This window comes from Dorea sp. YH-dor226 (genome assembly GCF_039832105.1).
GTDB lineage: Bacteria > Bacillota > Clostridia > Lachnospirales > Lachnospiraceae > Dorea_A.
Map to the genome: position 1 here is coordinate 38,783 of NZ_JBDOHS010000006.1, position 19,127 is coordinate 57,909.

Genomic DNA, 19,127 nt, shown 5'->3' on the forward strand with positions numbered 1-19,127 from the left:
ATGAGAAAATTCATTTTATTCCACTATTGTTCCATCTGCCTTCCCAGAAAAACAGCGGCACAGGATGCCATCTTCTGTTCTGCCTCGGTCAGTTTCTTTTTCTCTTCTTTCGACAGAAGAATCACTCCTCCGATCACATCTCCTTCGCAGATGATCGGACAGATCACCTCATATGCATACGCTTCCCCTGACCCATCTGTAAGCGGAACATATTTCTTCTCTCCGTATGCTGCTGCCATCGGTTTCCGCTCCTCCAGAAGTTTCTCAAGTGACCTGCTGATATATTGATCCTGCAGTTCTTTCCTGCCACTTCCGGAGGCTGCAATAATCTGATCCATATCGCAGACACACACCAGACAGCCAACCGTCTGAGACAAACTTTCTGCATATTGTCTGGCAAATGTAGACAATTCTCCGATCGGAGAATATTTTTTCAGGATGATCTCACCTTCCCGGTCTGTAAAGATTTCCAGCGGATCCCCCTCCCGGATCCTTAATGTTCGCCTGATCTCCTTTGGGATGACCACCCGTCCAAGATCATCGATTCTTCTCACGATACCTGTAGCTTTCATATAAAAATCCTCCATTTGCAGTACCTTTTAACTTAACTTTCCGTTTCTGGAAATAGTATCTGTAAATGGAGGGTTTTTATACCTGTTTCTTCCGGGTTGTACTGCAATCTCACTCTTTTTTACCGGGTTACAGATACTTTCCCTTCCAAAACCGCTTTATAATCTTCATAATTTCTGCGAAGCATTTCCGGAGGATTCAATCCATATGGACATCTACTGGCACACGCTCCACAATTGATACAGTTTTCAATTTTCTTCATATTCTCCTGCCATACTTCTCCCAAAAAAGTCTGCAACGAAGATCTTCTAAGCAACAGCGACATTCTGGCACAGTTGTTAATCGGAATTCCCGCAGGGCAGGGAAGACAATATCCACATCCTCTGCAAAAATCTCCGCTAAGCTCCCGGATGTCATTCTCGATCACTGCCTTCATCTCCTCATCCATTACCGGTGGATGATTCATATAGGAAATAAACTCCTGAAGCTCACTTTCTCTTTGAATTCCCCAAACCGGCACAACATGATCATATTGTTCCTGAAAAGCATATGCTGCCTTTGCATTATTGATCACACCTCCGGCAAGAGCTTTCATTGCGATAAATCCAATATCTGCTTTTTTGCATGCTTCCACAATCTCCATATCTTTTTCCGACACAAGATAGCAAAAAGGAAACTGAAGCACCTCATATAGACCAGACGCAATCACTTCTTCAGCAATTGGGATTTTATGGCTTGATATTCCAATATGTTTAATCTTTCCCTGTGATTTTGCTTCCAACGCCGCCTCATACAATCCGGTCCCGTCTCCCGGCTTTGGACAAAACGGAGGATTATGGAACTGATAAATATCAATATAATCTGTCTGCAGCCTTTCCAGTGATGCCTCCAGATCCTTCCAGAAATCCTCTGCATTCTTTGCAGGAGTTTTTGTCGCTATGTATACGTTGTTCCTTACTTTTGACAAAACTCTTCCCAATTTTACTTCACTGTCCGAATAAGTTTTTCCAGTGTCATAGAAATTAATTCCTGCATCATAGGCCATCCACAAAAGCTTTTCTGCAGCCTCGTCACTGATTCTCTGAATCGGTAGACCCCCAAACCCGGTTTTGTTCACAATAATTCCTGTTGATCCTAATCTTACTTTTCCCATCTTTTTGCCCCTTTTTTTTTTCATTATACAAAAAGGATCTATTGAAGTCAAAACATTATTAATAATCTATAGTATTTTTTATACAACGATCCGCATGCAGATATAATTTTTATCATCCACTTTATCTGTACATACGAAGATATCGCCTTTATACTTCTGGATCAGCATTCTGGCATTATATAACCCAAGCCCGTGCTTCCCCGCATCACTTTTCGTCGAATATCCTTTTTCAAAAAAGCGGTTGATCTCACCGACTTTTTCTTCATCGATCTGGTTCTTTATGGAAAATACCAGTCTGTCGTTTTCAGAATCAATCTCCATTGCGACCTGATTCTTTGCTTCTGTGCATGCCTCATAGGCATTATCGACCAGTGTCCCCACAATTTCGATCAGATGATGCTCAGAGATACCGGAGATAATCTCCAGACTCTTTACTTCCACCTCTGTTTTTACATAAGAAGGTGCCCTTACGATCTTGCTGTAAAGGAATCCGGCCAGTACTTTGTCACTGATCCGCAGGAGTGGAAGACATTGCCTGCTTTCATCATCTCTGACTACTTCCGTGATATATTCCGACTGCCTTGCCACCAGTTCTTCATAATTATCCACTGTCAGATGCATATTCAATATGGCATTCATATGATTATCAAATTCATGCTGCTTGATACGAATCTCCTTAACCAGTTCTTCCAATGGCTGGATATAGTGCTGATACAGCTTTATCTCGGCCTCCTGCTTCAACATGATCATATATGTCTTGCGCCAGTCTGCAATTCCCCATATGATCACAACAACCATCAGCAGAAACATAAGGAAGATCCGATAATCAAATGTTCTGCTGATCAGAAAATCCACAACCAGATATACGGACACCAGAAGTGCCAGCACACAAAAGATTCGATATAAAAACTTTCTTACCCACTCAATCACTGACAATCCTCCCGATCTCTGACTTATACGTCACACCGATCTCCACAACATCCGTACAGTCCTTTAACTTTATTACACGGTTCACCATATCAAAGTACTCCACTTCTCTTCGGTTGACCACAAACATCCGATGACACTGAAGAAACATATCCTCCGGAATCTTCGTAAGAATCTGCTTCAGGCTGATATACGGAATATCCCAGTCTCCGTTTTTCATATGGATCCGTATTCCCCTTGGAATCGCTTCTATATATCGAATATTATCACATTTCACCTGATAGTTGACGCCATCCTTCTTGACATGGATGACCGGAGGATCCTCCTGTTTTTCCTTATCCAGCACTTTACGAACCACTTCCTGCACCTGTTCCTGACAAAACGGCTTCATAATATACTGATAACAGTGCAGTTCACGGTAAGCCTGCATTTCCATGGCACCGATCGCAGTCACCATCACGATTGGAGTAAACGTATACCGAAACTGCTCCCGGACTTCTCTTGCAAACAGGATCCCACCGATATCTTCCCGGTTCTCTCCTCCAAGATTCACATCCAGCAGGAACAGACCATACCGGATATCTGACTTCAGCAGGTTCTTCGCCTCCGGATAGGAGGAGGCAGTATGTACGCGTATCTCTTCCGAATAATCTATAAGCATCTTTTCCAAAGCCTCTCTGGAATTCTGATCATCCTCCAGAAGCAACACATGTACCATCAGACCTCCCCCTCTCTGATTCTGTAATTCTGAATATGATTCTGTACCACGATTCTATGATCGTTCTCTATTCAGCGATGATTTCTTTTGCACTCTTTGCCAGGCCCGCAAGACTCTGAATCTCTGATGGAATAATGATCTTGGTCGCCTGTCCGTCAGCCGCCTTTTCAAATGCTTCCAGACTCTTCATCGTAAGAACTGCCTCATCTGCACCGGCCTCTTTCAGGAACCGGATACCATCTGCATTGGCCTTCTGCACTTTCAGGATTGCCTCTGCCTCACCTTCTGCTTCACGGATCATAGCTTCCTTTTTCGCCTCTGCGCGGAGAATCGCTGCCTGTTTTTCTGCCTCTGCATCCAGAATCGCCGATTCCTTCTGTCCTTCTGCAACCAGGATCGTAGATTTTTTCTCACCTTCCGCACGCAGGATTGCTTCTCTTCGTTCACGCTCAGCCTTCATCTGCTTCTCCATTGCATCCTGGATCGCTGACGGAGGAATGATATTCTTAAGCTCTACTCGATTGACCTTGATTCCCCATGGATCCGTCGCCTCATCCAGAGAAGCCCGCATCTTGGTATTGATCGTTTCTCTGGAGGTCAGTGTCTGATCCAGCTCCAGATCACCGATGATATTACGAAGGGTTGTCGCTGTCAGGTTTTCGATCGCCATGATCGGATTCGCAACACCGTAACAGAACATCTTCGGATCTGTGATCTGATAGAATACAACCGTGTCTATCCGCATGGTTACGTTATCTTTTGTAATTACCGGCTGCGGTGCAAAGTCTACTACCTGCTCTTTTAAATCCACTTTTCTCGCCACTCTGTCAATGATCGGCACCTTAAAATGAAGTCCTGTATTCCAGGTTGCCTGATATGCCCCCAGACGTTCCACAACCATCGCTCTTGCCTGCGGTACGATCTTGATACATGAAACGAGTAAAATCAGAATAATAATAACAAGAATGATCAATACAACAAATCCAACACTCAACATAAGCTACTCCTCCTCATACTTTTTTACAATTAATTTGACTCCTGAAATGTTCACTACTTTAGCCAGTGTCTCCGGCTCCAGAATCTCATCGTCATCCTCTGCTCTCACCGTCCACTCCTGGCCATTTACCACCGCCATTCCTGTCTGATGAAGATTATCCACCTTCTCCGCGATACGGATCGTCTTACCTATGATTCCCTCATAATTCGTCTTTTCCCGCTGTGAATTAATGAACTTCACTGCAAACGGTCTTGTAAACCACAAAAGCACGAATGTCACAACAAAGAACGCGACGATCTGCCATATGAGAGGCACATTCAGCACACTCAGAAGAAGTGCGATCAAAGCACCTCCTGCTGCCCAGATACTGGTCAGCCCCACCGTAATGATCTCAACAAGCAGGAGAAGGATCAGAAGAACCAGCCAGATAACCGTCATATAAGCATCCTGTATCATTGCCATAAGCTCTTCACTTCCTTTCTTGATTGTCCTCATCTTAACAAAGTTTCCATTTTTCGACAATACATTTTGAGTGAATGAAGTGATTTCATGTTTGAGTTTGTTAAGCTCTTAATTGGGACTGGATATTTGATACACATTTTTGTATAATAGCATCAGACAATGATAGGAGGAATGAAGTATGAGCAAAATCGAAGAAGTACGCGCCGACATGGTCAAAGCCATGAAAGCCGGCGACAAAGAAACCAAAGAAACATTATCCATGCTGCTTGCAGCCCTTAAGAATAAAGCCATTGACAAACGCTCTGACTTAACGCCTGAGGAAGAGACTCAGGTGATCTTAAAGGAGATTAAGCAAACCAAAGAAACTCTGGATATGACTCCTGCAGACCGCACCGAGATCATTGAAGAATGCAGCAAACGCCTTGCAGTCCTTGAGCAGTATGCTCCGAAGATGATGGACGAGGCAGAGATACGGGAAGTGGTCTCATCCGTTCTTGCTGAGATGGGACTGGACGCACCGACCGCAAAGGATAAAGGGAAGATCATGAAGAACCTGATGCCGAAAGTAAAAGGGAAAGCAGATGGCAAGCTGGTCAATGACATTGTATCCACGTTCATGAATTAACACCTACAGAACCTGCCGCCGGCAGCTTCCTTCGGATGCATGGCAACAAAGATGCCGCTGCTTCACAGATGTAATTCATCTATAGAGCAGCGGCTCCTTTTTGTTTATCCCTTCTTTGCTTTCAGCACATAGATCCGCGATTCAAAATCCGTACACGGAACCAGATCGCCTATGATCTCTCCGGATGTCACATCTGAAGTGATCAGCCCCAGATTCATCAGTTCATCGCCATAATGTTCTGTATGGCTGAATTCATTTTCGTAGATCACATCCGGGCGCAGTCCCTGAAGCTTCACCCTGCTGTAAGGCATATTCACTCCGTTCAGAACACGGTACCAGCCGACCAGTGCTGTATTCTGATCTTCACTGACTACCATCCAGACAGTTTCATTTTTCTCAAACGGGCTTACCAGTCGGTAAAATGTTCCATACTGGATGGTCTCCCGGTACTCTTTCATAAACGCAATCTGCTCTTTTACCTGCCCGATCTCTTCCTCTGTCAGCTTATTCAGATCCAGCTCATAGCCAAATGTTCCAAAATAAGCTACATTTGCTCTGGTATGAAGCGGAGTCCTCCGATATACCTGATGATTCGGAATGACTGACACATGGCTTCCGATACTGCTGATCGGATAACACATGGACGTTCCATACTGGATCTTCAGCCGTTCAATGGCATCCGAATCATCGCTGGCCCATCCCTGCGGTGCATAATAGAGCATACCGGGATCAAATCTTCCCCCACCGCTCGCACAAGATTCAAACAGAACCTCCGGGAATTCACCGGTCAGACGATCATACAGATCATAAACTCCCAGAATATAACGGTGGAAAACTTCTCCCTGCCTGTCTGCCGGAAGTGCAGCCGAATAACATTCTGTAATACTCCTGTTCATATCCCATTTGATATAAGAGATTCTGGATTCAGACAGAATCTTACGCATCATCTCATGAATACGGTCAACGACTTCACGTCTGGAAAAATCAAGCACATACTGATATCTTCCATGGGATACACTCCTGTCGGGTGTCTGAAGGATCCAGTCCGGATGTTCCCTGAAAAGATCGGAATCCTTATTGACCATTTCCGGTTCAAACCAGAGACCAAACTTCATTCCCAATGCTTCAATCTTTCTGGAAAGACCACTGATTCCTTCCGGAAGGCGCTCCGGATTGGCTATCCAGTCTCCAAGTCCTGCAAGCTCACTGTTTCTTTCTCCAAACCATCCATCATCCAGTACAAAAAGCTCCACGCCACATTCTTTTGCCTTTGCTGCTATCTCAAGGAGTCTTTCTTCTGTAAAATCAAAGTATGTAGCTTCCCAGTTGTTATTCAGAATCGGCCTCACACGGTCTCTCCAGTAACCTCTTGCCAGTCTGGAACGATACAGACGATGATAGGCCTGACTCATACCGTTCAACCCATGTTCCGTGTATACCATGACAGCTTCCGGCGTCTGAAAACTTTCACAGGTATCCAGTTTCCAGTCAAATCCTTCCGGATTGATCCCCGCCGTGATACGCGTCACATTATGCGTATCCACTTCAGCCTGTATCCGGAAATTGCCACTGTAGATCAGACTGAATCCGACAGCCTCTCCCTGTGTCTCGCTGGTACCCGGGCGCTTCAATACCAGAAATGGATTCTGTTCATGTGAAGAATTTCCCCGTCTGCTGTCGATTGCCTGTATTCCCTGCTCCAGTCTGCGGTTTTTGATATGTCTTTCCCGTGCCCATGCCCCGGACAACTGCATCCAGACATAATCACAGTCCGGCAGATCCAGACTCATACTCATGGCAGAGAGCAGATGCACCGGTCTTGTTCCTTCGTTTACAAACCTTGCACTTCTTGCGATCACCCCATCCCGGTCAAATATCGTGTACAGGAGTTCAAGACGGATTCCTGTCACCGGATCTTTCAAAATCAGGCAAAGTGTTTCTGCCTCGTCGTCTGCCTCCGTATAGGTCGCCGGCAGCCCTTCCAGTCCCGGCTTTCCTCCGGCAATCGAATGTTCCACATATTGAAAATCACTGATTCTGCTTCCGTTCTCCTGCAGGATCTCTACCGCAGGGTGCCGGTAATCAGTCGTTCCATATACCGGATATTCCTGTCGGATATGCTCCAGCGAGAAGGTACGGTCACCCTCAAAGACATAAGAGGTCATTGGTCTTGGAGCTTTTTCGACCAGATAAGAAAAATCGGCCTTATCATGAATCCGTTTTCCAAAATACAGTTGTCCCAGGTGCCCGTTTTCCAACACGCACATCACATAACTGATCTGCTCATTGTACAGGTGAAATGTCTTCGTTTCCTCATGAAAAATAATAGTTGCCATTGTCTTCCTCCCTCTACTCATATGTGATTTCCGAAAATCGCCTGCTATGATAAAAAGAACCCGGGGGTACCCACATAAGCTCCTCGGGTTCTGTTTTGTCATCATATCATAACACTTCTTAATCTTCCGTTGTAGTTTCTGATTCTTCCTGCTTGAATGTAACGCTCAGTTTCTGGAAATCCACCTTTTTCCATACGTTTTTGTTTACTTTGATTTCTTCTTTTTCTTTCAGTTCCGCGCAGGTATCATTAAACAGTTCGGTCTGTCTGTCGCTGACGATGGACGCCTTCTTCTGATCTGTTGCGTCTCTGTCGAGAAGAGAAGTAAGCTTTACTACATAACATGCACTGTCTGTCTCAATGATATCAGAGACATCGCCTTCCGCCATCTGATCAGCAGCTTCAATCACTTCTGCTGCCGGACTGGTAGATTCTGCATCAAAAGTTACCGTTTTCGCCTCATATCCCTGCTCTGTAACAAAGGTATCAAAATCTTCTGCCGCCTTAGCACCCTCAGCAAATGCTTCAGCCTGCTCTTTCACAGAAGCTTTTTCATCATCAGAAAGTTCTGTCTGTCCGTCCTCTGCCAGATAAGAAAATTCTACGTATTCCATGCTCTTCTGTGCAGCTTCCTCATCGCTCACCTCTGTATCCGCCTCTGCCTGAATCGCATTACGCATCTTATTCTCGATCGTCATCAGCGTCATGACTCTCTCTACCGTTTCCTTCGAACCGGACACCTTCTCCTTATCTGCATCTTCATTGGTCTCATCAAATGTCTTTGCCGCATTTTCGATAGCCGTTTTTTCCTCGTCAGAAAGCGTCACATCATACGCATCCATATTCTTTTCCAGAACGATCATCGTCTCCAGCTCTTCCAGAACGGAATCTTTGATAGATTCTTCATAGGTCTTTCCGTCTGCCACCTCTGTCGTCCACATATCATCTCCGCCCATATAAGCTGCGTAATAGGTCTCATACATCGCCTGTGTATATCTTGCATAGAAGTTCGCAACTCCCGCGGTGATCTTCTGATCCCCGACAGTTGCCACCACATCATCTTCCTTTAAAGATCCGCATCCGGTCAGGGATGTCACTGCCAGCATTCCCGTCAATGCAAACGTCAATACTTTCTTTTTCATGCCTCTGCATACCCTCCTTAGTATCGTTAACCATTATATTATATCCTTTTTTTATGGTTCAATCAATCCTTTAATTCCATTTAACACTTTTTTCACGATTTCCAGGACGTCTGTATTCTTCTCCTTTTTGCTGCGTCTCTTTTTCTCATATACAAAGCAGGGACTTCCCGTCTCAGCTTTAAAACAGAGTTCTCCCTTGAAATCACTGATCAGACGCGGGATACGCTCCGGATGAACTTTTGCCTTCTCATACATGGTAAATGTATACGTATCTCCTTTTTGTTCCACTGCCGTTACATAGACACTGTGTGCCTGTGCCTTTAATGCAGCAACCGCAAGAAGAGTCTCCACTTTCTTCGGAATATCTCCGAAACGATCAATCAGCTCTTCTGTCATATCTTCCATCTCCTCCTGATTCTCGATCGCTGCAATTCTCTTATAGATATCCAGCTTCTGATACTCATTTGGAATATAGGAATCGGGAATATATGCATCCACATTCAGATCCATTGTCGTATGATACGTTTCCTCTTCTTCCGTCTCCCCTTTCAGATGCTTGACCGCTTCATTGAGCATCTTACAGTAGAGATCATATCCGACTGCTTCCATATGGCCGTGCTGTTCAGCTCCCAGAAGATTGCCCGCACCCCGGATCTCAAGATCCCGCATGGCAATCTTGAATCCGGAACCAAGATCCGTAAATTCCCGGATGGCAGCCAGACGCTTCTCTGCTACCTCTTTCAGGAGCTTGTCTCTGCGGTACAGCAGGAATGCATATGCCATGCGATTGGACCTGCCGACTCTTCCCCTGAGCTGATAAAGCTGGGATAATCCCAGACGGTCCGCATCATGAATGATCATGGTGTTAACATTGGAGATATCAAGACCGGTCTCGATAATCGTCGTCGATACCAGCACATCAATTTCCCCGTTAATAAAATCATACATGATCCTCTCCAGTTCATGCTCCCGCATCTGTCCGTGTGCATATTCTACCGTCACATCCGGCACCAGCTTCTGCACATGTGCAGTTACTTCTGCAATATCTTCCACGCGATTATAAACGTAGTATACCTGTCCCTGTCTTGCACATTCACGCTCAATGGCTTCCCGGACCATCTCATCATTATATTCCATGACATACGTCTGGATCGGCATTCGATCATTCGGTGCTTCCTCCAGAACACTCATATCCCGGATACCGATCAGGCTCATATGCAACGTTCTCGGGATCGGCGTGGCAGTCAGCGTCAGTACATCCACATTTTCCTTCAGTTTTTTGATCTTCTCTTTGTGCTGAACACCGAACCGCTGTTCTTCATCGATGATCAGAAGTCCCAGATCCTTGAACTTCAGATCGTCACTCAATACACGATGCGTACCGATCACAATATCTACCAGTCCGCGCTTTGTATCCTCAATCGTCTTTTTCTGCTGGGCCGCTGTCCGGAATCTGCACATCAGATCCACCCGGACCGGAAAATCCTTCATTCGCTGTAAAAATGTATTGTAATGCTGCTGTGCCAGAATCGTTGTCGGAACCAGATAAACCACCTGTTTGTCTTCCTGCACCGCTTTGAATGCAGCACGAATCGCAACCTCTGTCTTACCGAATCCCACATCCCCGCAGATCAGACGATCCATGATCTTGCTGCTCTGCATATCCCGTTTCACAGCATCGATTGCCAGCATCTGGTCTTCCGTCTCATCAAACGGAAACATCTCTTCAAACTCTTTCTGCCATACAGTATCTTCTCCATATACATACCCCTGCTTCTCCTGCCTTGCCGCATACAGCTGAACCAGATCCTTCGCGATCTCCCGGACTGCTCCCCGGACTCTTGTCTTGGTTTTGGTCCATTCCTGTGTCCCAAGTCTGTTCAGCTTCGGCTTCTTTGCATCTGCACTCGCATACTTCTGGATCATATCCAGCTGCGTTGCGGGAATATACAGATTCCCGCCCTGTGCATAAGAGATCTTCATGTAGTCCTTTGCAATCTTGTCAACCACGATTTTTTCAATTCCCTGATAGACTCCGATTCCATGACTTTCATGAACCACATAGTCTCCTGGCTTCAGTTCCGAGAAGCTCTGGATCTTTCTTCCTTCATAGACCTTTCGTTTTTTCTTCTTCCTGCTCTTTCCGAAGATATCTGTCTCTGAGATCACAGTAAACTTAATCATCGGATATTCATAGCCTTCCGCGACATATCCATGTGCCGTCATAATCTCTCCCGGCTGCACCTCGCGGTCCATATCATCACTGTAATAGCTGCTCAGACTGTAGTCTCTCAAATCCTCAGCCAGACGTCTGGCTCTTGTCCTGGATCCGGACAGCAGAATGACCCGGTACCCGTTTCTCTTCAGTCGCTTAAGATCCTGTGTCAGCATCTCAAAGCTGTTGTTATATGGATTCACATTTTTAGACTGAATATGCATGGTATCGCGTACTTCGAGTCCTTTACAACGCATGTCCAGAGAAAAAAAACCCACACTGCTGTAAGCATTCATCTTCTTCAGGATCTCCTCCGTCAGATAAAGTCTCGCTTCCGCATTCGTCATCTCATATCCGCTTTCAATCCTTTTTTTCTGCGCCTCCATGAACTCTTCTTCCACGCCCTGACCTTTTTCTGCCAGGCGCACCGGCTCATCCAGAAAAAGAAGCGTCTGCTCCTTCGGAAAATAATCCAGAAAGGACACCCCTCTTTCCTCCTCCTTCGGGAATTCGACAGCCGGACAGATGGCAATCTCCGAAAGATTCTCGATCGATCTCTGCGTCTCTACATCAAATGTCCGGATGGAATCCACCTCATCTCCCCACAGCTCGATCCTTACCGGCTGTTCCTCCGTAAGAGGATACACATCCAGAATTCCTCCCCGGACCGCAAACTGACCCGGACCTTCAATCTGGACTTCTCTTTCATATCCGATTCCTGTCAGCTGCTCTGTCATCTCATCAAGACTGATCGTGCTGTCTCCCTGGATCCGTATGATACGTTTTTCAATCACTTCTTTTGGAAGGAGCGAATCCATAAATGCATCAAAACTGGTAACCACGGTCAGCGCTTCCCCGGTCGTAACTGCCTGTATGACCTCCATTCTCTTTCTCACCAGTTCTTTGCTTCGAATGTCCGCCTGATAAAATAACAGATCCTTTGCCGGATACAGATACGTATTCGGGTCCAGAAAACGATATTCTTCATACACCTGTCTGGCCTTTGATTCACTGGAACAGGCGATGACTTTATATTTACAGCCATCGCTCAGCGCATACATCATATGAGATTTCTGGGAATTCACGCATCCGCAGACACGCAGCATGCCCGGTGCTTCTGTTTTATTTTTGCAGAGTTCTTCAAACTCCGCCAAATCACTCAATGGCCTGATCAGAGCTTGCATAATTATGCCTCCTTAGGCTTTACTTTCCTGTTATATTGATTCATGGCAGCCTCTGTCTCCCCATTCAGGAGCATGGACACCGCATCTGCTGCCTTCTGGTATCCTTCCTTCATCTGCTCTTTTTCTTCTTTTGAAAAATGTCCGAGCACATAATCTGCGAGATCATATTTTCTGGGTTTTTCTCCGACACCGACCTTGATTCTCAAAAATACATCCGTTCCCAGTTCCGAAAGAATGCTCTTGATTCCGTTATGCCCTCCTGCACTGCCTTTTTTCCGGATGCGAAGCTGCCCTACGCCCAGACTGACGTCATCGTAAATGACGATCAGTTCACTCTCTTCATCCACTTTGTAATAATCCACCAGTGATCTAATACTCTCTCCGCTCAGATTCATATATGTCTGCGGCTTGACAAGAATCACCTTATGACCTTCGATCATACCCTTTCCGATCAACGCACGGCTTTTCCTGGTATCCACAGATATATTATATCGTTCAGCCAGTGTATCTATGACATCAAATCCCACATTATGTCTCGTTCCCTCGTATTGTAACGTTGGATTCCCAAGTCCTGCAATAATAAACATATCTCTCACTCTCCGTTTCTTTCCTTTACCATTCTACAAGAAGCATGCCGATTTGTCACGCAAAATAATCCGGCGGCATTCCCTGCCGGAGTTTTCCTTCCCGCATGCATAATCTGCACTTTATTTTCATACATTATATAGAACAAAACTATCTTGGAAAGTACAGGAGGTCTCTGCTATGAGTTCCAGAACAAAAATCGTCGTGCTGCATATGAAAGAAATCATCTACACAGTAGTCTTTGCAATTCTTGCAATTCTATTGATCCTGCTTTTGATATTTATGTTTTCGCCCGGAAAAAAATCAGCCGTCGATACAGAAGCCAGATACACACCGGGTGTCTACACTTCCACGCTCACACTGAACAATACCGCTCTTGAGGTAGAAGTGACTGTAGACGAATCCCACATCAATTCCATACGGTTCGCCAATCTGGATGATACCATTACAACCATGTATCCCTTGATACAGCCGACCATTGAGGATCTTGCCGAACAGATCTATCAGACACAGTCCCTGGAAAATATCCAATATGACGAAGAGACTCCCTATACCTCCCAGATCATTGTAAATGCCATACAGGAAGCATTGAAAAAAGCCGAAACTACCAGGTAGTTACGGCTTTTCTTCTGTTTTGTTACACTATCCTTCCACAATCAGATACCTTCCGTCAGGAAGCGCAAACACTTCTGCAGCCTCTTCCATCTCTTCTGCAGACATTCCTTCCACGTCCATTCCCTCTTCTTCCAGGAATTCTCTGACTTCACTGATACTGTCAACAACAACGGCCATACAGTCTTCCAGAAATGCTTCCGCCTCTTCCAACGTTCCCGCCACAGGTTCATCAAAAAGCTGTCCCTGATTTTTAAGAAACGTTTTCAGACATTCCTCATCATACTCATACATGATTCTCTTGCCTCCCTTTCGATAGATTTTAAACAAACTGCAAAAGTTCTTCCGGACGTCCGATCATCTCCTTCGCCCCTGCAGCTTCTAACGTTTCCCGATCACGAAATCCCCACAATACCCCGATCGTCTTTACCCGGGCATTTCGCCCTGTCTTAATATCTACCTCGGAATCTCCTACATACAGGCACTCTTCCTTTGTAACATGCATCTGATCCAGAAGACAGAAGATACCATCCGGCTCCGGCTTTCTGGCAATGCCTTCTTTCTGTCCCTGTGCATAATCAAAGGTATCCTCTCCGAATACTTCTTTTACTACTTTTACGGTCTGCCGATCCGGTTTATTTGATAATACCGCCAGTTTCACACCTCTCTCCTTCAGCGCAGCCAACATCTGACAGACGCCTTCATAAGGTGTTACATGATATGTACAATTTGCATCAAATATGCGTCCATATATCTCCATACCTTCATCCAGACGCAGTCCCTGCGGATCTCCTGACACACGAATTGCCTGATTGATCAGGTATCTGGCTCCGTTTCCCACAAAGCTTCTGCACTGCTCCCGGGTAATCTCTGTAAGTCCCATCTCACGAAGCGTTGCATTTACCGAATAATGCAAAGAATCTAACGTATCAGTTAATGTTCCATCAAGATCAAATATACAAGCTTTCATAACACACAATCCTCCTGCACATATCATAGTATGCGGCAGATAAAATTGCAAGTATAAATACACCTGTTCCAAAGCGCATTTTCCTGTAATAAAAGAATTCCGAAGTCATGCCCCGATAAAACATTTTTCTGCACAACCCCGGAATCCAGATATCAACCACTGCTATGATACCAGATACTGCCGCATCGTTTTTAATGCATTTTTTTCAAGCCTGCTTACCTGCGCCTGCGATATATGAATCTCATCGGCCACTTCCATCTGGGTCTTTCCTTCAAAAAAACGAAGGGTAATGATATACCTTTCTCTCTCGCCAAGATGATCCATCGCTGCCTGAAGTGACAGATCTTCCACCCATTTCTCCTCTTTATTTTTATGATCACTCAGCTGATCCATCACATAGAGTGCATCACCACCATCATTATATACCGGCTCCTGAAGGCTCATCGGTACCTGTATGGCATCCAGGGCAAATACAATATCTTCCTTTGAGATTCCAATCTCTTCTGCAATCTCCTGAACAGTCGGTTCCCGCAGGTTCCTGCGAATATAATTCTCCTTTGCATAGATTGCTTTATATGCAGTATCTCTTAAAGATCTGCTGACGCGAATCGAATTATTATCCCTCATGTATCTGCGGATCTCCCCGATAATCATGGGTACAGCATACGTAGAAAATTTTACGTCCAGCTCCGTGTTAAAATTATTGATTGCCTTGATCAGACCGATACATCCGATCTGGAACAGATCATCCGGGTTCTCATTATTGCCGCCGAACCTTTTGATCACGCTCAGGACCAATCGGAGATTTCCCTTGATATACTCTTCCTTCGCCTTCTGATCTCCTTTCTTTATACGCGCAAACAAAGCTTCCTTCTCCTCTTCTTTCAGGATTGGAAGCTTTGCCGTATTTACACCACATATTTCAACTTTTCCCTGTGCCATAATTCAAACCCTCCTGCTAGATGAATAATAAATCTAGTAAAATGATTCTCCATATGGCTTTTTGTTATTCTGTCAGACAGGAAAATAAAAAAAGTTTTACTCCTTGACAAATTCTGTTCGCATTAACTGCGATCCCATTTATCCGCCAGATTCTGAATCTGAGTCTCGAATTTTGCCATATCCTTATTGGAAAGGCCTTCGTTCTTATAGACCACATCCAGCAAACGTTTTGCTGCCGCAACCAGACGGTTAAATGCACTCGCGGCTCTCGCTCTTGCAGGTTTCTCCGCTGCCTTTTTCGGAGCCCTGATTCCCTCGCTTATGACCTCATTTGTCTCAAGATCAATACATCCTCCGGAATATGGAGCAAATGTCCTGCATCCATACTTTTCATGTACCAGTCCTGCGAAATGATCTGTAACCGTGTCTTCTCCATGTACAACAATGACTCTCTGCGGTACCGTCTCGAATCCTCCGAGCCAGTTCAGAAGTCCATTCATATCCGCATGACCACTGATGCCTTTTAACACTTCAATCTGCGCATTTACCGTAATATTCTCTCCAAAAAGCTTGACACTTTCCGCACCTTCGATGAGTTTTCGTCCAAGCGTTCCCACCGCCTGATACCCTACGAAGCAGATCGTACATTCTTTTCTCCACAGATTATGTTTCAGGTGATGGCGGATACGTCCCGCCTCACACATTCCCGATGCGGACAAGATCACCTTCGGTCTCTCATTGAAATTGATCATCTTGGATTCTTCGCTGGTAATCGTTGTCTTAAGCCCCTGGAACAAAAGCGGATTGATTCCCTGCTCCACCAGTGCCATAGCCTCTTCATCAAAACAGGATTTTACGTTTTTATTAAATACATTCGTGGCTTCAATCGCAAGCGGACTGTCCACATATACTTCAAATCCCGGATACTCCGGAATCAGATTCTTCTCCTTAATCTCCCGGATAAAATACAGAATCTCCTGTGTACGTCCTACTGCAAAGGAAGGGATCACAACATTGCCTCCTCTGGCGAACGTTTCCCGAAGGATTCTCGTAAATTCTCCCACATAATCCGGTATGTCTTCTCCGTGTGTCCGGTCTCCGTATGTAGACTCGATCACCACATAATCAGCTTCTTTTACCGGCTGCGGATCCCGTATGATCGGTTGATTCGTGTTACCGACATCTCCGGAAAAGACAATCTTTTTCGTTACATTCTCTTCCGTCACCCATACTTCGATACTGGAAGATCCCAGAAGATGCCCCATATCATTGAAACGAACTTCAATCCCTTCTGTCAGAACGATCTTCTGGTTGTAATCGATCGGAGCCAGCAGTTTGATTGCCGCATCCGCATCTGCAACCGTGTAGAGAGGCTCATATTCCGGTTCCCCGCTTCTTTTTGCCTTCCGGTTCCGCCACTCCGCTTCAAATTCCTGAATGTGAGCACTGTCTCGCAGCATGATATTGCATAGATCGGACGTTGCAAACGTCGTTACGATCTCTCCTTTAAATCCCTGCTTGCACAACAGAGGAATATTGCCGGAATGATCAATATGGGCATGAGTCAGAAGAATATAATCAATCTCACCCGCCTTCACCGGCAGCTCCTGATTCTCATACAGATCCGGTCCCTGTTCCATTCCACAATCAATCAGAATATTCTTACCGCAGGCTTCCAGCAAATGACAGCTTCCCGTCACCTCATGGGCTGCTCCAAAAAAGCCAAGTCTCATATACCCAACCCCTTTTTCTTTTATTGTAACACCTTTTCAGGGGACTGGCTATGAATATTTTACCATCTCTCTTTTCAATCTCTGCATGATCTTTTTTTCCAGCCTGGATATGTATGACTGCGAGATTCCAAGCATATCAGCTACTTCTTTCTGTGTCTTTTCCTCCCCGTCCTGCGTGCCAAGACCAAATCTCATCTGAATGATCGTCCGTTCTCTTCCGGAAAGATGATTGACTGCCTTTAACAGAACCCTTCTTTCTGCCTCATGCTCCAGATCACGGTAGATGGTATCTTCATCCGTTCCCAGGATATCCGACAACAGCAGTTCATTCCCATCCCAGTCGACATTCAGCGGTTCATCAATCGACACTTCCATCTTTGTTTTATTATTCCTTCGAAGATACATCAGAATCTCATTCTCAATACATCTGGAGGCATACGTTGCAAGCTTGATATTCTTCTCCGGATTAAACGTATTAATTGCTTTTATTAATCCAATCGTACCTATAGAAATCAAATCCTCCACACCAACACTGGTATTGTCAAACTTTTTCGCAATATATACCACAAGCCTCAGATTATGTTCTATCAGAAGCTTTCTTGCTCCTTCACTCTCCCCTGTTCCAAGACTGCGGATTGCTTCCGCCTCCTCCTCCGCATCCAGAGGAGCCGGAAGTATATCCGACCCTCCGATATAATGTACATCTTTTCTGTCTGAGAATAACAGTGTCCGAATATCCGGAATCACTTTCAGTTTAAATTGATGTGGTACTGCTACCTTTATTACCATAATTTACTCCTCCTATCAAAACATCAGGATTCAGAATCATCTGAAACTCTTCTCCCGTCAGGCCATTTTCGCACACAGCCGTCATCGGCCCGAGGATCTCTTTCTTTTCTCCCGTACATATGACTGTCATCTTATCCAGGGTAACCATCGGCATTACCCCCTGTGTTTTCCCGATCGAATGGTATGGAATATAGCGTAGCGTTTCCGGCAACAGATTGCCCAATAATCGCCCTGCCGTCTTTTTGTCCAATATGCTGACCGCGTTTCCGGTCACCGGATCTGTCAGGCTGTTTCCCGTATCGATCAGTGCTTCCACTGTACAGCTTTTCCCCTCATAATACAGAATCACTTTACATCTGCTGTTTGTTCTCTGCCCCAGTCTGAGAATCACTTCCCAGATTCCCGACACTGTGTAATAGCCTGCAACCGCCAGCAAAAAGAACAGGCTGCCGGTCCGGACATATTGTTGAAAGAACTGCAATATCCCGCCAGTCAGAAATCCACTTATGTAAAGTATGATCCATCCCTGAAAGAGCTTTCTTCCCCACGGAATTCCAAGTCCCGTTTTTATCATTGCAATACTTACCGGGCCATGAAAAAGCACCAGCTTTACATGTGGCTCCGGAATCGGAAGTACAATCACAAGGCAAGTGAGTGCGGCTCCTGTCAATGCTCCTGCGTAGATACGTAGATACGCAGCATGGCACCCCAATATCTTTCTGGTGATCATTAACAGAATCGCATCCATCATGAAATTCACCGCAAAAAACACATCTATATACAATTCATAGTACACATCAGGCCTTCTTTCTCTCTGAGTACGCGAAATCGATTTGGTTCTCAAGCAAGATTAATTATACGAGGAGGGGAAAAAAGATTTTGTCAGATGGTGGACGTCAATTTGATTTTCGTTCGACAGTTCTCGGGAAACACAAGATATGGATGAAAAAGAAATGATTTTATGAATAAAACACGAAAAGAAACACAAGACTTTGTATGAAAAATTAGTAAAAAAAGAAAGAATTTTATGGAAAATGAAAGAAATATATGGGGAATCCTGTCAGAATTAAGCGATATGAAGATATGTGTAAATCATCAGAAGTGCCCAAGGGCACGTTCTGAGATTGTAAGCGGTCGCCAAGGTCTCAAGCAAGCTTGGACTTTGGCT

General features: G+C 45.1%; 18 protein-coding genes. 2 read left to right on the top strand and 16 right to left on the bottom strand.

The genetic code is table 11. The features are described from left to right. Nucleotides 1-23: 23 nt before the first annotated feature. The 6 genes from spoVT to ABE547_RS06805 form a co-directional block, all read right to left on the bottom strand. Nucleotides 24-572, bottom strand: coding sequence for a stage V sporulation protein T (gene spoVT, locus ABE547_RS06780; RefSeq protein WP_347378055.1), 549 nt, complete (start codon nucleotides 570-572; stop codon nucleotides 24-26). Nucleotides 573-691: 119 nt separating this feature from the next. Beyond that, nucleotides 692-1,723, bottom strand: coding sequence for an aldo/keto reductase (locus tag ABE547_RS06785; RefSeq protein ID WP_347378056.1), 1,032 nt, complete (start codon nucleotides 1,721-1,723; stop codon nucleotides 692-694). 78 nt (nucleotides 1,724-1,801) lie between these two features. Further along, entirely contained in the window at nucleotides 1,802-2,653 is an 852-nt protein-coding gene (locus ABE547_RS06790) for a GHKL domain-containing protein (RefSeq protein WP_347378057.1), read from the bottom strand. Further along, the gene (locus tag ABE547_RS06795) at nucleotides 2,646-3,368 is read right to left on the bottom strand and encodes a LytTR family DNA-binding domain-containing protein (protein ID WP_347378058.1); all 723 of its coding nucleotides are present in this window, start codon (nucleotides 3,366-3,368) and stop codon (nucleotides 2,646-2,648) included. The genes ABE547_RS06790 and ABE547_RS06795 overlap by 8 nt, the downstream gene beginning before the upstream one ends. A gap of 67 nt (nucleotides 3,369-3,435) precedes the next feature. Further along, nucleotides 3,436-4,365, bottom strand: coding sequence for a stomatin-like protein (locus tag ABE547_RS06800; protein ID WP_347378059.1), 930 nt, complete (start codon nucleotides 4,363-4,365; stop codon nucleotides 3,436-3,438). Between the two features lie 3 nt (nucleotides 4,366-4,368). After that, complete coding sequence (locus ABE547_RS06805) at nucleotides 4,369-4,821, bottom strand: NfeD family protein (protein WP_235248063.1); 453 nt, start codon at nucleotides 4,819-4,821, stop codon at nucleotides 4,369-4,371. 184 nt (nucleotides 4,822-5,005) lie between these two features. Between ABE547_RS06805 and ABE547_RS06810 the strand changes: the two genes are divergently transcribed. Next, nucleotides 5,006-5,452, top strand: coding sequence for a GatB/YqeY domain-containing protein (locus ABE547_RS06810; RefSeq protein ID WP_347378060.1), 447 nt, complete (start codon nucleotides 5,006-5,008; stop codon nucleotides 5,450-5,452). Between the two features lie 104 nt (nucleotides 5,453-5,556). Here the strand turns inward: ABE547_RS06810 and ABE547_RS06815 are convergent, their stop codons facing one another. The 4 genes from ABE547_RS06815 to pth form a co-directional block, all read right to left on the bottom strand. Continuing rightward, nucleotides 5,557-7,788 carry an alpha-galactosidase gene (locus tag ABE547_RS06815; RefSeq protein ID WP_347378061.1) on the bottom strand — a complete coding sequence of 744 codons (2,232 nt, stop codon included), beginning with the start codon at nucleotides 7,786-7,788 and terminating at the stop codon, nucleotides 5,557-5,559. A gap of 118 nt (nucleotides 7,789-7,906) precedes the next feature. Then, nucleotides 7,907-8,929, bottom strand: coding sequence for a peptidyl-prolyl cis-trans isomerase (locus tag ABE547_RS06820; RefSeq protein ID WP_347378062.1), 1,023 nt, complete (start codon nucleotides 8,927-8,929; stop codon nucleotides 7,907-7,909). A gap of 51 nt (nucleotides 8,930-8,980) precedes the next feature. Continuing rightward, on the bottom strand, nucleotides 8,981-12,328 hold the full coding sequence (gene mfd, locus ABE547_RS06825; protein WP_347378063.1) for a transcription-repair coupling factor: 3,348 nt from the start codon (nucleotides 12,326-12,328) through the stop codon (nucleotides 8,981-8,983). A gap of 2 nt (nucleotides 12,329-12,330) precedes the next feature. After that, nucleotides 12,331-12,915, bottom strand: coding sequence for an aminoacyl-tRNA hydrolase (gene pth, locus ABE547_RS06830; RefSeq protein WP_347378064.1), 585 nt, complete (start codon nucleotides 12,913-12,915; stop codon nucleotides 12,331-12,333). A 178-nt stretch (nucleotides 12,916-13,093) separates the two neighbouring features. Between pth and ABE547_RS06835 the strand changes: the two genes are divergently transcribed. Beyond that, the gene (locus ABE547_RS06835) at nucleotides 13,094-13,528 is read left to right on the top strand and encodes a hypothetical protein (RefSeq protein ID WP_347378065.1); all 435 of its coding nucleotides are present in this window, start codon (nucleotides 13,094-13,096) and stop codon (nucleotides 13,526-13,528) included. 27 nt (nucleotides 13,529-13,555) lie between these two features. On the opposite strand, the gene ABE547_RS06840 is transcribed toward ABE547_RS06835, so the two are convergent. From ABE547_RS06840 to ABE547_RS06865, 6 genes are all read right to left on the bottom strand, one after another. Then, nucleotides 13,556-13,819 carry a glyoxalase gene (locus ABE547_RS06840; RefSeq protein WP_235248028.1) on the bottom strand — a complete coding sequence of 88 codons (264 nt, stop codon included), beginning with the start codon at nucleotides 13,817-13,819 and terminating at the stop codon, nucleotides 13,556-13,558. Nucleotides 13,820-13,847: 28 nt separating this feature from the next. Continuing rightward, complete coding sequence (locus ABE547_RS06845) at nucleotides 13,848-14,495, bottom strand: HAD family hydrolase (RefSeq protein ID WP_347378066.1); 648 nt, start codon at nucleotides 14,493-14,495, stop codon at nucleotides 13,848-13,850. A 162-nt stretch (nucleotides 14,496-14,657) separates the two neighbouring features. Further along, a complete protein-coding gene (gene sigG / locus ABE547_RS06850) occupies nucleotides 14,658-15,437 on the bottom strand; it encodes an RNA polymerase sporulation sigma factor SigG (RefSeq protein WP_347378067.1) in 780 nt (259 codons plus the stop codon). 122 nt (nucleotides 15,438-15,559) lie between these two features. Then, complete coding sequence (locus ABE547_RS06855) at nucleotides 15,560-17,170, bottom strand: MBL fold metallo-hydrolase (RefSeq protein ID WP_347378068.1); 1,611 nt, start codon at nucleotides 17,168-17,170, stop codon at nucleotides 15,560-15,562. 48 nt (nucleotides 17,171-17,218) lie between these two features. Then, the gene (gene sigE / locus ABE547_RS06860) at nucleotides 17,219-17,959 is read right to left on the bottom strand and encodes an RNA polymerase sporulation sigma factor SigE (RefSeq protein WP_347378069.1); all 741 of its coding nucleotides are present in this window, start codon (nucleotides 17,957-17,959) and stop codon (nucleotides 17,219-17,221) included. Further along, the gene (locus tag ABE547_RS06865) at nucleotides 17,925-18,755 is read right to left on the bottom strand and encodes a sigma-E processing peptidase SpoIIGA (protein WP_347378070.1); all 831 of its coding nucleotides are present in this window, start codon (nucleotides 18,753-18,755) and stop codon (nucleotides 17,925-17,927) included. The genes sigE and ABE547_RS06865 overlap by 35 nt, the downstream gene beginning before the upstream one ends. Nucleotides 18,756-19,127: the final 372 nt, after the last annotated feature.